This window comes from Haploplasma modicum ATCC 29102 (genome assembly GCF_000687835.1).
In the GTDB taxonomy this organism is placed as follows: domain Bacteria; phylum Bacillota_I; class Bacilli_A; order Acholeplasmatales; family Acholeplasmataceae; genus Haploplasma; species Haploplasma modicum.
This window is the reverse complement of sequence record NZ_JHYB01000006.1, coordinates 1-14,331: the sequence shown is the minus strand read 5'-3', so window position 1 is coordinate 14,331 and position 14,331 is coordinate 1. Positions and strand designations below refer to the sequence as shown.

Sequence of the window (14,331 nt, the reverse complement as noted above, 5' to 3'; positions counted from 1 at the left end):
ATGAAAAAAGAAAATTTATTTTTACTAGTTAATACACTTATTTTATTATTAGTATCAAGTTTAGTGTTATTATCTTACCTTTTCATTATCCCAACTTCAAAAATAGAAAAATCACTTGGACAAAAAGTTAAATTTGAAACTGTTGAAATAAAAAATCTCCCAAAAACAATTACTGAAGTAAGTAAAGTTTTAAATGGAAAAAAAGAGATTGGATTGTTATATAAAGCAGAAAAAGATAATACATACGGTAACATTAAATTAGATGTAGTTTTAAATAAAGAAGGAAAAATTATTGGAATTGCTTCAAATATTGACCAACAATTTCCAGGAAAGAATCATCCTAGTGAAGTAAATAATTATGTTAATGCGCTTAAGGGATCTGAAATTAAAAATCCAGGAAATAGTGATATTGCTAAACCAACTGTTTCAATAACACTTGGAACAATTGACGAGTTATTAAAAGATGTTGGTATTGCTGGTGGATTTATTGAAGAAAAATCAATTTATGAAATACTATTTGGTAAAAATTTCTCAGTTGCTAATTATAAGTTTAAAAAAACAGAAACCGTTTTAGAACAAAAGAATGTTTTTGTAAAAGGTAATAAAGTCGCAAGATCATTTGTTATTAACTCAGTTGATGATACAGGAAGAGCAATTAAATTAAATGTTGTCTTAAACTTAGAAAATGAAATCTTAGGCTATGAAGTAATTGAATACGGTCATGGACAAGGACAGTATATGGAAGCATCAATTAAGTTTTTAGATGAAATAACAAAACTTGGTTTAAATATTAATAAAGTAAAAGACCATGAAACAGATATTACTGGAGCAACAGGTTCACAAGCTGCAATTAGAGCAATGTTTGAAGACTTAAATCAATTTATTAGTAATAACTATGTAAGTATTTATGAAGTAATCTTTAAATCTAAAAATGTTGGTTTTGAAAGAATGCCAATTATTCAAACTGATGAAGTTCTTGCTTTTAATGAATTACATATTGATAATAATCATGTTGGTTATTCTTATTTAGTAAGTCAAGAAGCTGAATATTTTAATGGAAGAAGTGGCCATATTACATTCAATATTATTTTAGACTTAGATAATAAAATAATCGGTTATGAAGAAGTTGAATATAAACACACTTTAGCACTTGGACAAACAAATCTTTATGAAATTTCTTTAAAATTCTTAGATGAAATTGTTGAACAAAAGTTAAGCATAGAAGAAGCATCACTTTACTCAACTGATAATACAGGTGCAACAAATACTCAAAGTGCAATTAAGTTAATGTTTAAAAACTTGAATGATTTTGTTGTTTTAAATGAAAAAGATATTTATGAAGTAATTTATGGTGCTGAAGTAACTTTAGAAGAAACAGCACTAAAAAATGAATATGTATCAAGAAATCAAAATGTATTAATTAACGGTGAAGTAGTAGGTACAACATCAAGAGCAGCAATAAAAGCAATCTACCTTGGTCAAAATACTGGAGTAATTGACTTTGAATTCATGCTAAATAATAACCGTGAAATAATTGGTTATGTTATCTATGAATACAATCATACAGAAGGAAGTTTCAAGGGTAAATCTATTGAGTTTTTAGATAGCCTAGTTAAAAACAAAGTAGTGGTTGATAATATTTTAGAATATAATTCAGATATTACGGGTGCTACAAATTCAAAAAACGCAATTGTTAAATTATTAACAGAACTTGCAAATCTATTAGGAGGTAAATAAGATGACACCAATGAGCGTAAAAGATCAAAATTTATTAAACATTTTTCATCCACATGAAGTAAACAAAAAATCTGTATCATTACTTATTTATTCTCTACTTCCAGCAATCTTTGTTACTAAAACACTTGAATCAACATTGGTTTATTTATTGTTTTCATTTATTTATTTAATTTTAGTAACATTTTTGGGTAAATTAATCTATAAAACTGTAAGAGAAGAATTAATTCCAATTGTAGTACCATTTATCTTTATCAGTACTGCAGTTTTAGTTAGTTTACTGTCTAATGCATTTTTCATAAATTTTAGTAAAGATTATAATCTTTATATAATTATTCTATCTATTAGTGCATTACCATATATGTTAATTGCAGACAATGAAAAACGTAATATTGGATATAGTGTGTTAAATTCATTACAGTCATTTTTAGGATTAATGGTAATTATGATTGTAATTGGGTTCTTTAGAGAATTATTAAGTACAGGAATGATCACTTTCGGTAACTATACTAACATTAAATTCCAGCTTAACCTATTTAAGGATTATGCAATGACAGTATTCTCAAATCCTTTAGGTGCTATAATATTATTAGGATTTATTGTAGCAATTTTCAATAAGAGAGGAGCAAGAATATGAAATATCTAGAAATATTATTTGCAGCAATCTTTATTTCAAATATTATGTTTTATAAATTAGAAGGTTTTCCAACGATTAGTAAAAAGACTAAATTAAAATCATTAATGATCAATAGTACTAAATTAGCAATCTTTACTTTTGTATCAGCACTTATTGTATACCCACTTAATAAATATTTATTTGTGGGAACAACATTCTCATTTTTAATTCCAATCTTAATTGTATTAGTTTTACAAAATGTTGTTGTTCTAAGTAATAAAGTAGTCGATAAAATTCAGTTTGAAGAAGGTAGAACAAATATTCTTGAAACATTTATTTTAGAAGATGCTTTAGTAGTTACTATTTTATTATTAATCTTACAATCAGAAACATATGTAGGCGCACTTGTTGAAGTAGTTGGTTATATGATAGGGTTTATGTTAATGATGTTATTACTTTATACTATAAAACCAAAATTAGATTTACCAGGAATCCCTAAATCATTTAGAGGTTTTCCAATTTTACTTATAACAACAGGGCTAATTGCTATGATTTTCATGGGATTAGCAGGTATTTTATAAGTGTTAAAAAAAGTAATTAGTGTTTGTCTAATGATTTTCGTTGGATTATTTACAGTACAAACACTAAATAACAATAAAGTTTTGGCAAACAGTGAAGTTAAACCAAATGAATATCATAGAAAATACATTTCAGCAATGGATACAGATTTTTCGGTTGAAATTGACGTTAATGATCCAAAAGCTAATAACTACTTAGAACAATTAAAACGTTCTGAAGAAATTATTACAAATATTAGTATACTAACAGATAATTTTGAAGGCTATGATGTTTTAGGTGAGCCAATTAAAAATGTTTATTATATCAATAATAACATTAACAAAAAAATTGAAATTGATAAAGTTTTATATGATATTTTAGAGTTTTCACTAGAAGTACAAGTATTAACTGAAGGATATTTTAATATTTCAATTGGTAAAATTATTGATAAGTGGAAAGATCTAATAGATCCACTTGCTAATAATAATTATACCGAAGAGCAGTTTAATAAAATTGTTGAAGAAATTAAGAATATACCAATTATTGATAATGGAATAGTTCTTACAAAAGAAAATAATAAATATTATGTGTTAATTAAAGAAGGTGTAAAAATCGATCTTGGTGGAATCGCCAAAGGTTATGCACTTGATGAAGTTGAAAATTATTTTAAAGAAGAAGGACTTGTTAGTTATAAAATTAAAGGTAGTGCAAGTTCACTAAAATATGGTTATAACTTAAATAATGATAAAGGGTATACTAAAGTTGGTGTTTCTAATCCATTTGGTGGTATTTATGGCTATATTAATGTTGCTAATAAGACTGTTACAACTAGTGGTGATACTGAACAAAATAAAGAATTTTTTGGCAGATTATACCATCATATAATATCTCCTATTACAAGAATGCCTGAAATTGATAATAGAATTGCAATTATTGTAACTGATAGTGCAGCACTTGGTGATGCACTAAGTACAGCAATATTTTCAATGGATAAAAAGAAATTAGAAGCTTGGGGCAAGCAAAACAAATTAACAGAGTATATAATTATAAAATCAGATAAAAAAATAATCAATAATTTAAAAGAAAATGAGTTTGTAAATTCTGATGGTTCAACTAACATCATTAAAGCATCAATCTTTGATTGGTTAATTATTAGTGGTGTTATAATTGTATTTGGTGTAGGAATATACTATATTTCAAAAAATAATAAATCTAAACTATCAAATAAAGAAGATAGCGAAGAATAGAGGTGATGAAGTCATGAAAACTAAATATCGAGATTTAATAATAATAATTGTTATTGTATTGATCACTATAATAGGGTATTTCATGATTTCAAATGCCTACAAAAAAACTACATTTACTAATTCAATTATTAAGTATCGTGATACTATAGTTGCTGATGTAGATTTTGAAAATAAGAAAGTAAATCTAATGGATCAAGAAAATAATTCTGTAGGATATCCTAAACATGATAGTACTAATAATACAATAACTATTTTAGGTGATTATAAAATAGATGGAATTAGACAAGAAATAGTAATTAAATATAATTTAGAAGATAGAACAATGCAAGTTATTGAAGAAGAAAGTCCAAACAACACATGTCTAAAACAAGGAGTATCAAATGGTAAACCAATATCATGTATTCCTAATAATGTAATAATTGTCTTTATCTCTTCAGGAACAAATTACGATGACATCATCTAAAAAAACAAAAAAAATGATTATGCTTGCCAATCTAACTGCCCTTGCAATTGTGTTAGGACTTATTGAATCAAGGTTAGAGTTAGTGGTTGTTCCAGGTGCAAAGCTTGGACTTGCAAATCTAGTAGTATTAGTAGTTTTATATATGTTTTCATACAAGGAAGCATATATAGTTAGTCTTACAAGAGTTTTTCTAGTTGCGATATTATCAGGAGTTATTGGACCAACCTTTTGGATGGGATTTGCAGGATCAGTTTTATCAACGACTGTAATGAGCCTACTTAAGAAACTTAAATTTGGGACAATCCTTGTAAGTTTAATTGGATCTATCTCACATCAAATTGGTCAAATAATTATCGGTATATTTGTTTTAGGAACATCTGAGATTGCAATGTATTTATATATTATGATTCCACTGGGAGTTATAACAGGAATAGTAATTGGTTTAATCGCAGAGAAATTTTTAATACATTATCAAGATAAAAACAAAGAAGAATAAAATACTTGATTATGATTTTATCTATGATATAATATTTAAGTAAAAAACTTATCATAGGAAACTATGGCGGAAGGAGTAAAAATATGAAAGTAAACATTCAACCAGAATATAACTTAGCGAAAGTTAATTGTTCAACATGCGGAGAAGAATTTGAAGTAGGTTCAACATTAAAAGAAATTAAAGTTGATACATGTTCAAAATGTCATCCATTCTATACAGGATCACAATCATTTGTTCAAGCACAAGGACGTGTTGAAAGATTTAATCGTCGTTATGGTGTAAATAAAGAAAAAGAAAATAAAGATAAATAATCTTAGACGTGACCAAGTCACGTTTTTTTCTAAAAATAGGGGGCTAAATAATGTATCATAATTTTGAATGCGGCTATATTGAAGTGGTTTGCGGACCAATGTTTGCCGGTAAAACTGAAGAATTAATCAGAAGAATTAAAAGACTTGAATTTGCCAAAAAGAAATTTTTAGTATTTAAACCAGCAGTTGATGATAGACATGGTGATTATGTAATTAAATCTCATAACAAAAATGAAAAAGATGCTATTAATATTAAAGCAAGTGAAGAAATATATGATTATATTGATGATTCACTAGAAGCAGTAATTATCGATGAAGCACAGTTCTTTGATCAAAGAATTGTTGATGTTATTGATAGATTAGCAGACAAAGGGCTTAGAGTAATTGTTGGTGGATTAGACCGTGATTTTAAAGGTGAACCTTTTGGACCAATGCCACAAATTCTTGCAATTGCTGAAGTAGTAACAAAACTAACTGCAATTTGTAATGTTAGTGGTAAGCCAGCAACTAGAACCCAAAGAATTATCAATGGAAGTCCAGCAAATTATAACGACCCTATCGTTTTAATTGGAGCAACAGAATCATATGAACCAAGATCACGTGATGAACATTTAGTTCCAGGTAAAGAAAAAATAAATGAATAATCATAATAAGTTTATGAATCTTGCTTTTGAGGAAGCAAAAAAGTCGTATAAAAAAAATGAAGTTCCTGTTGGTGCTGTAATTGTCTATAAAGATAAAGTAATTGCTAAAGCACACAATAACCGTGAAAGTAAAAAAAGTGTATTAGGACATGCAGAAATTGTTGCAATTAAAAAGGCTAATAAAAAACTAAAAAGTTGGCGCTTAGAAGATTGTATCTTGTATGCAACACTTGAACCTTGTCCGATGTGTGCTGGAGCAATCATTCAATCAAGAATTAAAACTGTTTATTATTCCGCTTCAGACTTGAAAAGTGGAGTCGCTAATAGTATAATAGAAATGTTCGAACAACCATTTAATCATCAAACCACTATAAGTAAAATTGATGATGATGGAAAAAGTGAACAACTACTCAAAAGTTTTTTTAAAGAAATTAGAAATAAAAAGTAAATCCCTATTAAGCATCATCATTCAATAAAGAAAGTGTGAATCTGGTCAGGTCTTGATCGAAGCAGCCATAAGCATTCTCTTTATGTGGGTGGTGATGCTTAATGGGGATTTATAATTTAATAATAATATGTAAAAAAAAATAAAAAATAGAGTTTAATGATATAATATATTATAGAATTGGAGGATTTTAATATGAAAATGAACAATAAAGTATTTAAATATTTAACAGGAGAGCCTTTTTTAGTTCAAGAGTTAAATGGTAAACAAGTAGAATTACATTATATGAATGATACACCTTTCTTACAACAATATGTACCAAGAGGAAGATTCTATATTTGGTCATCTGATGGAAGAAACTACAAACTTTTAATTGAAAAAGGTTTTTATGAAAAAATGGATTATTTCTTCAAGGAAGAAATAAACGAAGTATGGTTAAACTACTTAGATGAAATTTCAGAAATGAACTCAAAGATGTCAAGAATCTTTTTACTAGGCTCAATGGGATTATCATTAGTAATTATTGTGCTTGCAACATTATTCTTACCGGAAGATAAATTATTCTTAGGTATTATTGCTGCTTTAGTTATTACATTTATTGGTAATGCAATTCATTCAAGAAAAGCGAATGCTCAAATGCGTGAAAAAAATGATAAAGCTCAAATGCAAATTAAAGAATTACTGACAGAAGAAGGATTCCGTAAGCTTTTAAAAGATCAAGAAGAATATATGAAAGAATACTTCAAATTTGAAGAAGATGAAGAAGTTGAAGTTCTAGATGATGAAGAAGTTTTAGAAATCGAAGAAAATGCTCAAGCGGAAGATCAAATTTTAGAAGAAGAAAATATTCAAGAAGAAGTAGAGGTTGAAGTAATAGAAAAACCAAAAGCTAAAAAAATAAATTATGAAGCAATGACAGTTGCTGAATTAAAAGATATGGCAAGATCTATGGAATTAAAAGGTTATTCAAGCTTAACAAAACAAGATTTAATTAAATTAATAAAAAAGAACAATAAATAATGGAGGATTACATGTTAAACAAAAAATCGGTTGATGCAATTAGATTTTTAGGGGTAGATGCAATCAATAATGCAAATAGTGGACATCCAGGTATTGTACTTGGAGCAGCACCAATGGCTTATAGTATTTTTACTAATCATTTAAATGTTAATGTTGGTAAACCAAAGTGGGCAAACAGAGATAGATTTGTTTTATCAGCTGGTCATGGATCAGCAATGCTTTATGCAATTAATCATTTAATTGGCTATAATATTACAATTGAAGATTTAAAAAACTTTAGAAAAGTTGGTAATACACCAGGACATCCTGAGTATGGACATACTGATGGAGTAGAAACTACTTCAGGACCACTTGGTCAAGGTATTTCTAATGCTGTTGGGATGGCTATTGCTGAAAGTCATATGGCAAAAAGATTTAATAAAGAAGGATTTAATGTAATTGATCATCATACATATGTTATTGTTGGAGATGGTGATTTACAAGAAGGAGTTGCTTTAGAAGCAATTAGTTTAGCCGGACACTTAAAATTAAACAAACTTATTGTTTTATTTGACTCAAATGATATCCAATTAGATGGCCCAGTAAATCTTGCAATTACAGAAAATCATAAACAAAAATTTGAAGCCCAAAATTGGAATTACTTATTAGTTAAAGATGGTGAAGATTTAGAAGCGATTAATGATGCAATCAATAAGGCTAAAGAATCAGTAGATAAACCAACACTAATTGAAGTAAAAACAATTATTGGTCGTGGTGCAACAAAAGAAGGAACAAGTTCAGTTCATGGATCACCATTAGGTGCTGATGTTGAAGTTCTTAGAAAAAATCTTGACTGGGAATTTGCTCCATTTGAAATTAGTAAAGAAATTTATGATAATTTCAATAACTTAGTAACAAAAAGAGGAAAAAATAGTTATATTAAATGGGCAGAAATGTTTGCTAAATATGAGTTGGCATATCCAGAAGAAGCTAAATTATTTAATGAATTTATTAAAAATGATTATAAATTAGATTTAAAAGAATTTGATGAAATTGATCAATCTAAACCAACTGCAACAAGAAATATTAATGGTGAAGTAATAAAAATTATTTCTAAAAAACATTTAAATATTATTGGTGGGTCAGCGGATTTAACAAGTTCAACAAAAGCAAAAGGTGCAGATGGTAATTATGGACCAGATACTTTACTTGGAAGAAATATTAACTATGGAGTAAGAGAACATGCAATGGGTGCAATTGCAAATGGTATTGCACTATCTGGTCTTAGAACATTTACTGGAGCATTCTTTGTCTTTAGTGATTATATGAAACCGGCAGTTAGACTAGCAGCAATTATGAATCTACCTACAACATTTGTTTTTACTCATGATAGTATTGCTGTAGGGGAAGACGGACCAACTCATCAACCAATTGAACAATTAGCAGGACTTAGAGCTATCCCTAACTTAAATGTTATAAGACCAGCTGATGCTAATGAAACAATTGCAGCATGGAAAATAGCATATGAAGCAACTACAACCCCAACATGTTTAATATTTACTAGACAAAATGTTGATAACTTTACAACTTCAAACTATGAAGGAGTAAAGAAAGGTGCTTATATAATAGGTAAGGAAAACAAAAAACTGGATGGTATTTTATTAGCATCAGGTTCAGAAGTAAGCCTTGCAATGAAAGCAAAAGAAATCTTATATAAAGAAGGTCTTGATGTTAGAGTAGTATCTATGCCTTCAATGTTTGATTTTGAAAGACAAAGCAATGAATATAAATTAGAAGTTTTACCTAACAATGTTAAAACACTTGCTGTTGAGATGGCAAGTCCAATGTCATGGTATAAATATACAAAAAATGTCATGGGATTAAATAGATTTGGTTTAAGTACTGATGGAGATACAGCAATGGCTGATCTAGGATTTACTCCAGAAAATTTAGCAAAAACATTTAAAGAAATCAAATAAAAAAAGAAGTGTGATTTAATTGTACGATAGTATTATAATTGGAGGCGGACATGCTGGTGTAGAAGCAGCTCTCTCCTTAGCAAAAATGAATAAAAAAACTTTACTAATTACTGGCAATCTTGATAAGGTTGCCTCTTTGCCTTGCAACCCCTCAATAGGTGGTCCAGCAAAAGGTGTTGTAGTTAGAGAAATAGATGCCCTTGGTGGAATTCAAGGGAAAGCAAGTGATGAAGGGCAAATCCAAATGAAGCTATTAAATGCTTCAAAAGGACCAGCTGTCAGAGCATACCGTGCTCAATTAGATAAAGTAAAATATCCTAAAATTGTTTTAAGATATTTAAAACAACAAGAAGGTCTTGATTTATTAGAAGAATTTGTTGATAAACTTATAATCGAAGATAATGAAGTAAAAGGGGTTTTACTTGAAAATGGCGAAAAGATTTTTAGTAAAACCGTAATAATAACAACTGGAACATATTTAAGAAGTGCAATCCTAAGAGGATTAACTAAAACAGAAAGTGGACCAGATGGTGATAAAACTACTAAAGGAATTAGTGGACAGTTAAAAGAGCATGGTCTAGAAGTAATTAGATTAAAAACCGGGACACCAATGAGACTTGATAAAAAAACAATTGATTTTAGTCAATTTGTTGTTCAACCGGGAGATCCTGAAAAATATACTTTCAGTCATGACCCTAGTTATTTTAATGAAAATGCACCAAAAGAAAATTGCTATCTACTTCATACAACAGAGGAAACTCATAATTTGATTAGAAACAATTTAGCACTATCTTCAATGTATAGTGGAATAGTAGAAGGGGTTGGACCTAGATACTGTCCTTCAATTGAAGATAAAATTGTTAAATTTAGTGAACAACCAAGACATCAAATATTTTTAGAACCAGAAAGTATTTATTGGGATGAAGTATATGTTCAAGGATTATCAACAAGTTTTCCTGAAGATATTCAAGATAAAATATTAAAGACAATACCAGGAATAGCAAATGCCAGAGTAATGAAATATGGATATGCTATTGAATATGATGCAATTAACCCACTTGAATTAAATCCAAACCTAGAAACAAAGAAAATCAAAAATCTATTTTGTGCAGGACAAATTAATGGAACAAGTGGCTATGAAGAAGCAGCTGCTCAAGGATTAATGGCAGGAATAAATGCTGGGCTTAAAGTTTCAAATGAAGAACCATTTATTTTAAAACGTGATGAAGCATATATTGGTGTTATGATTGATGATCTTGTAACTAAAGGGATTGATGATCCTTATAGATTACTTACATCAAGAGCTGAATATAGATTATTTATTAGAAATGATAATGCTGATTTAAGACTTACTGAATATGGTTATAAATTTGGGGTTGTCTCTGATAAAGAATATGAAATGTTTAATAATAAAAAAGCTAAATTTGAAGAATTAATTAATAACGTAAAAGAATTCTATGTTATGCCAAATGAAGAAAATAATGAATATTTAGTAAATAGAGATTCAGCAAGAATCTTTGAGAAAATATCTTTATTTAATTTATTAAAGCGACCAGAAATTAACAAAGATGATATTAAATATTTTTTAGGTAATAAATTTGACGAAGATATTTATGAACAAATTGAAATTCAAGTTAAATATGAAGGATATATTAATAAAGCAAGAAAAGAAGCTGAAAAAGTTCTTAAACTTGAAAATAAAAAAATACCTAATGATGTAAACTATGATCATATTTCAAATCTATCTTATGAAGCACGTGAAAAATTAAAAAGAGTACTTCCAAAATCAATTGGTCAAGCATCCAGAATAATGGGAGTTAATGCAACTGATATATCACTACTTATTCTATATATAGAGTCAAGGAGAAATATCAATGGATTTTAAAGAAGATTTAAGAAAGCATTTTAATATTTTATTAACAAAAGAACAAGAAGAAATGTTTAGTCTTTATTTTAACAAGTTAATTGAATATAATAAACATACAAACTTAACAAGAATAACTGAAGAAAATGATGTGTATTATAAACACTTTTATGATTCTTTAACAATAAAGACTTTTATTGAAGGAAATGGTGTAACACTATGTGATATGGGAAGTGGGGCAGGATTTCCTTCAATCCCACTAAAAATAATTATGCCTAATTTAAAGGTAACAATAATAGACTCATCTAATAAAAGAATTAAGTTTTTAAAAGAACTAGTAACTGAATTAAAATTAGATGATGTTAATTTAGTTCATTCAAGAATAGAAGATTTTGGGATAAATAATCAACAAAAATTTGACTATGTAACAGCAAGAGCTTTAGGTAATTTAACACTAATTAGTGAGATGGCAATCCCAATGCTTAAAGTTAATGGCAGATTTATTGCAATGAAAGGTTCAAAATCAAATGAAGAGTTAAATAATGCTATAAGTGTTTTTAGAATTCTAAAAAGTAATATAGTAAATGAAATGAATTTTGAGTTGCCATATGATTATGGTGAGCGAACAATATATGTTATAAAAAAGGATGTACATGTTAAAGGTTATCCTAGAAAATATCAAGAGATGGTAAAAAAACCATTATAAGGAGTTTATATGGGGAAAATAATTGCTATAGCTAATCAAAAAGGTGGAGTAGGTAAAACAACTACTAGTGTTAATCTTGCAGCATCACTTGGATACTATTCGGAAAAAGTCTTACTTGTTGATATGGACCCTCAAAGTTCAGCAACAACTAGTCTTGGAATTAATAGAAGTGGTCTTTTTAACACTATTTATGAAGTTTTAACTAATCAAAGAGAAATTAAAGATAGCATTATTAATTTGCCACAATATAAATTAGATGTTATACCTTCAACGATAGAACTTGCAAATGCAGAATTAAAATTAAAACATGATGAAAGAAACTTTGTTTTGTATGAAAAACTCTTAGAAATAAAAGATGACTATGATTATATAATAATAGATTCACCACCATCACTTGGATTATTTACACTTAGTGCATTATATGCAGCTGATACTGTATTAATTCCAGTTCAATGTCAATTTTTAGCAATTGACGGATTAACACAATTACTAAATACTATTAGAATTGTTCAAAGTGAGCTAAGACTTGTAAATAGAAAGTTTGGGATTGAAGGAGTTTTACTAACAATGCTCGATAAAAGAACAAAGGCCGGATGGGAAATTGTTCATGAAGTTAAGAGTTATTTTGGTGAAGGAGTCTTTGATACAATCATTACAAGTAATGTTGCTGCACAAGTTGCCCCAACATATGGTGCACCAATATTAAATTATAATGCTAAGGCACCATCAGCAAAACTATACAAAAATTTGGCAAAGGAGATTATCAAGAAAAATGGATCAAAAAAATAAATTAGTTGGTAGAGGACTTAAAGACTTAATTGAAGAACATAATGTTGATAAAGTTTTAGATAATGAGTTAATAGTTGAAATTAGTTTAGATAAAATTTTTCCAAATCCTAATCAACCAAGAAAGTTCTTTGCTGAGGACAAAATTAAAGAATTAGCGGATTCTATTAAAGAAAATGGAATACTACAACCGTTAATTTTAAAAAAAATAGAAAATAATTATATTATTGTAGCAGGAGAACGAAGATACCGAGCAGCATCGTTATTGAAACTAGATAAAATCCCTGCGGTAATTAGAAATTATAGTGATGCAAAGATTGCTGAGATTAGTATTATTGAAAATATCCAAAGAGAAAACTTATCACCAATTGAAGAAGCATGGTCATATAAACAGATGATTGATGTAACTAAAATTACCCAAAGTGAATTAGCTGCAAAACTTGGTAAAAGTAGATCACATATTACTAATATAATAGGACTATTAAATTTGCCAGAAATAATTCAAAAAATGATCTTAGATAACAAAATATCAATGGGTCATGCTCGTGTTTTAAGTAAGTTAAAAGATGAGGCAACAATGATTGAATTTGCCAATAAGATAATTTCGGAAAAATTAACAGTAAGAGATATTGAAGAATTAAGTGCATCACTTAATAAAAGAAATAGTATCGCTAAAAGAAGTATTAACAAAGTTTATAAAAATGAAAGAAACATTTTAAAACAATATTATGGTTCCAATGTTTATATTAAGGAAGATAAGGTAATTTTTAAGATTACCGATGATGAATCTATAAAATTATTATTAGAAAAATTAATAAAAAACGCATTATAAGAGCAATCTTATTAAAAAACACCTTAAATTATTGCTAATTTTTTAATTATTTATAAAAAAAACCATATAAACCTAAATAACGAAATTAAATTTAAAAAAGTTTGATAAAAGCCTTGCAATTTATAAATGTATAGGATACAATATATAAGCAAGCCTAGTTGGAGGGGTAGCGAAGTGGCTAAACGCGGCAGACTGTAAATCTGTTCCTAACGGTTCGACAGTTCGAATCTGTCCCCCTCCACCATTATTGTATTTATGATAAAAAACATTAATTAAAATAAAGTTAATATTAGTGTTGACATATCTAATTAAGTTTGATACAATAATTAAGTGCCTATAAGAAAGGTACAGAAAATCTTTGAAAACTGAATGATGATGAGAGCGTAATAAGAATCAAAAAAAAAAAAAAATTATAATTGAGCAATCAAACAAAAACAATAAATCAATTGGAGAGTTTGATCCTGGCTCAGGATGAACGCTGGCGGCGTGCCTAATACATGCAAGTCGAACGAAGGTACTTGTACCTTAGTGGCGAACGGGTGAGTAACACGTAGGTAACCTGCCCTAGAATTTGGAATAACAGTTGGAAACGATTGCTAATACCAAATAGGTAATAATCCGGCATCGGAATATTATTAAAGATCCAATCAA

At 28.3% G+C, this 14,331-nt stretch carries 15 protein-coding genes, 1 tRNA gene, 1 rRNA gene and 1 other RNA gene; all 18 read left to right on the top strand.

Annotation, left to right across the window (positions count from 1 at the left end; translation table 11 throughout):
- A complete protein-coding gene (locus T352_RS0105135) occupies window positions 1–1,737 on the top strand; it encodes a hypothetical protein (protein WP_026392041.1) in 1,737 nt (578 codons plus the stop codon).
- A gap of 1 nt (window position 1,738) precedes the next feature.
- Complete coding sequence (locus T352_RS0105130; protein ID WP_162151214.1) at window positions 1,739–2,371, top strand: Rnf-Nqr domain containing protein; 633 nt, start codon at window positions 1,739–1,741, stop codon at window positions 2,369–2,371.
- Window positions 2,368–2,931, top strand: coding sequence for an Rnf-Nqr domain containing protein (locus T352_RS0105125; protein WP_026392039.1), 564 nt, complete (start codon window positions 2,368–2,370; stop codon window positions 2,929–2,931). Before T352_RS0105130 ends, T352_RS0105125 begins: the two co-directional genes overlap by 4 nt.
- Window positions 2,932–4,155, top strand: a complete 1,224-nt coding sequence (locus T352_RS0105120) for an FAD:protein FMN transferase (protein WP_026392038.1) — start codon at window positions 2,932–2,934, stop codon at window positions 4,153–4,155.
- A 13-nt stretch (window positions 4,156–4,168) separates the two neighbouring features.
- Window positions 4,169–4,618: a NusG domain II-containing protein gene (locus T352_RS0105115; RefSeq protein WP_026392037.1), complete on the top strand. Its 450-nt coding sequence runs from the start codon at window positions 4,169–4,171 to the stop codon at window positions 4,616–4,618.
- Entirely contained in the window at window positions 4,605–5,114 is a 510-nt protein-coding gene (locus T352_RS0105110; RefSeq protein WP_035345454.1) for a Gx transporter family protein, read from the top strand. Before T352_RS0105115 ends, T352_RS0105110 begins: the two co-directional genes overlap by 14 nt.
- Window positions 5,115–5,197: 83 nt before the next feature.
- The gene (rpmE, locus tag T352_RS0105105) at window positions 5,198–5,425 is read left to right on the top strand and encodes a 50S ribosomal protein L31 (protein WP_026392035.1); all 228 of its coding nucleotides are present in this window, start codon (window positions 5,198–5,200) and stop codon (window positions 5,423–5,425) included.
- A gap of 50 nt (window positions 5,426–5,475) precedes the next feature.
- Window positions 5,476–6,069, top strand: coding sequence for a thymidine kinase (locus tag T352_RS0105100; RefSeq protein ID WP_026392034.1), 594 nt, complete (start codon window positions 5,476–5,478; stop codon window positions 6,067–6,069).
- Window positions 6,062–6,517, top strand: a complete 456-nt coding sequence (locus tag T352_RS0105095; protein ID WP_026392033.1) for a nucleoside deaminase — start codon at window positions 6,062–6,064, stop codon at window positions 6,515–6,517. Before T352_RS0105100 ends, T352_RS0105095 begins: the two co-directional genes overlap by 8 nt.
- Before the next feature lie 8 nt (window positions 6,518–6,525).
- Window positions 6,526–6,621: signal recognition particle sRNA small type (gene ffs / locus T352_RS07070), an RNA gene on the top strand.
- Window positions 6,622–6,709: 88 nt separating this feature from the next.
- Window positions 6,710–7,534, top strand: coding sequence for a Rho termination factor N-terminal domain-containing protein (locus T352_RS07285; protein WP_035345451.1), 825 nt, complete (start codon window positions 6,710–6,712; stop codon window positions 7,532–7,534).
- Between the two features lie 11 nt (window positions 7,535–7,545).
- A complete protein-coding gene (gene tkt, locus T352_RS0105085; protein WP_232361988.1) occupies window positions 7,546–9,492 on the top strand; it encodes a transketolase in 1,947 nt (648 codons plus the stop codon).
- A 19-nt stretch (window positions 9,493–9,511) separates the two neighbouring features.
- Entirely contained in the window at window positions 9,512–11,377 is a 1,866-nt protein-coding gene (gene mnmG, locus T352_RS0105080; RefSeq protein ID WP_026392031.1) for a tRNA uridine-5-carboxymethylaminomethyl(34) synthesis enzyme MnmG, read from the top strand.
- Window positions 11,367–12,062 carry a 16S rRNA (guanine(527)-N(7))-methyltransferase RsmG gene (gene rsmG / locus T352_RS0105075; protein WP_035345448.1) on the top strand — a complete coding sequence of 232 codons (696 nt, stop codon included), beginning with the start codon at window positions 11,367–11,369 and terminating at the stop codon, window positions 12,060–12,062. Before mnmG ends, rsmG begins: the two co-directional genes overlap by 11 nt.
- A gap of 9 nt (window positions 12,063–12,071) precedes the next feature.
- Window positions 12,072–12,851, top strand: coding sequence for a ParA family protein (locus T352_RS0105070; protein WP_026392029.1), 780 nt, complete (start codon window positions 12,072–12,074; stop codon window positions 12,849–12,851).
- Window positions 12,835–13,680 (top strand): ParB/RepB/Spo0J family partition protein, encoded by an 846-nt coding sequence (locus tag T352_RS0105065; protein ID WP_026392028.1) that lies wholly within the window; start codon window positions 12,835–12,837, stop codon window positions 13,678–13,680. The genes T352_RS0105070 and T352_RS0105065 overlap by 17 nt, the downstream gene beginning before the upstream one ends.
- Before the next feature lie 160 nt (window positions 13,681–13,840).
- Window positions 13,841–13,924: transfer RNA gene (locus T352_RS0105060), tRNA-Tyr, on the top strand.
- 199 nt (window positions 13,925–14,123) lie between these two features.
- Window positions 14,124–14,331: ribosomal RNA gene (locus tag T352_RS0105055) — 16S ribosomal RNA — on the top strand; the annotation flags it as partial.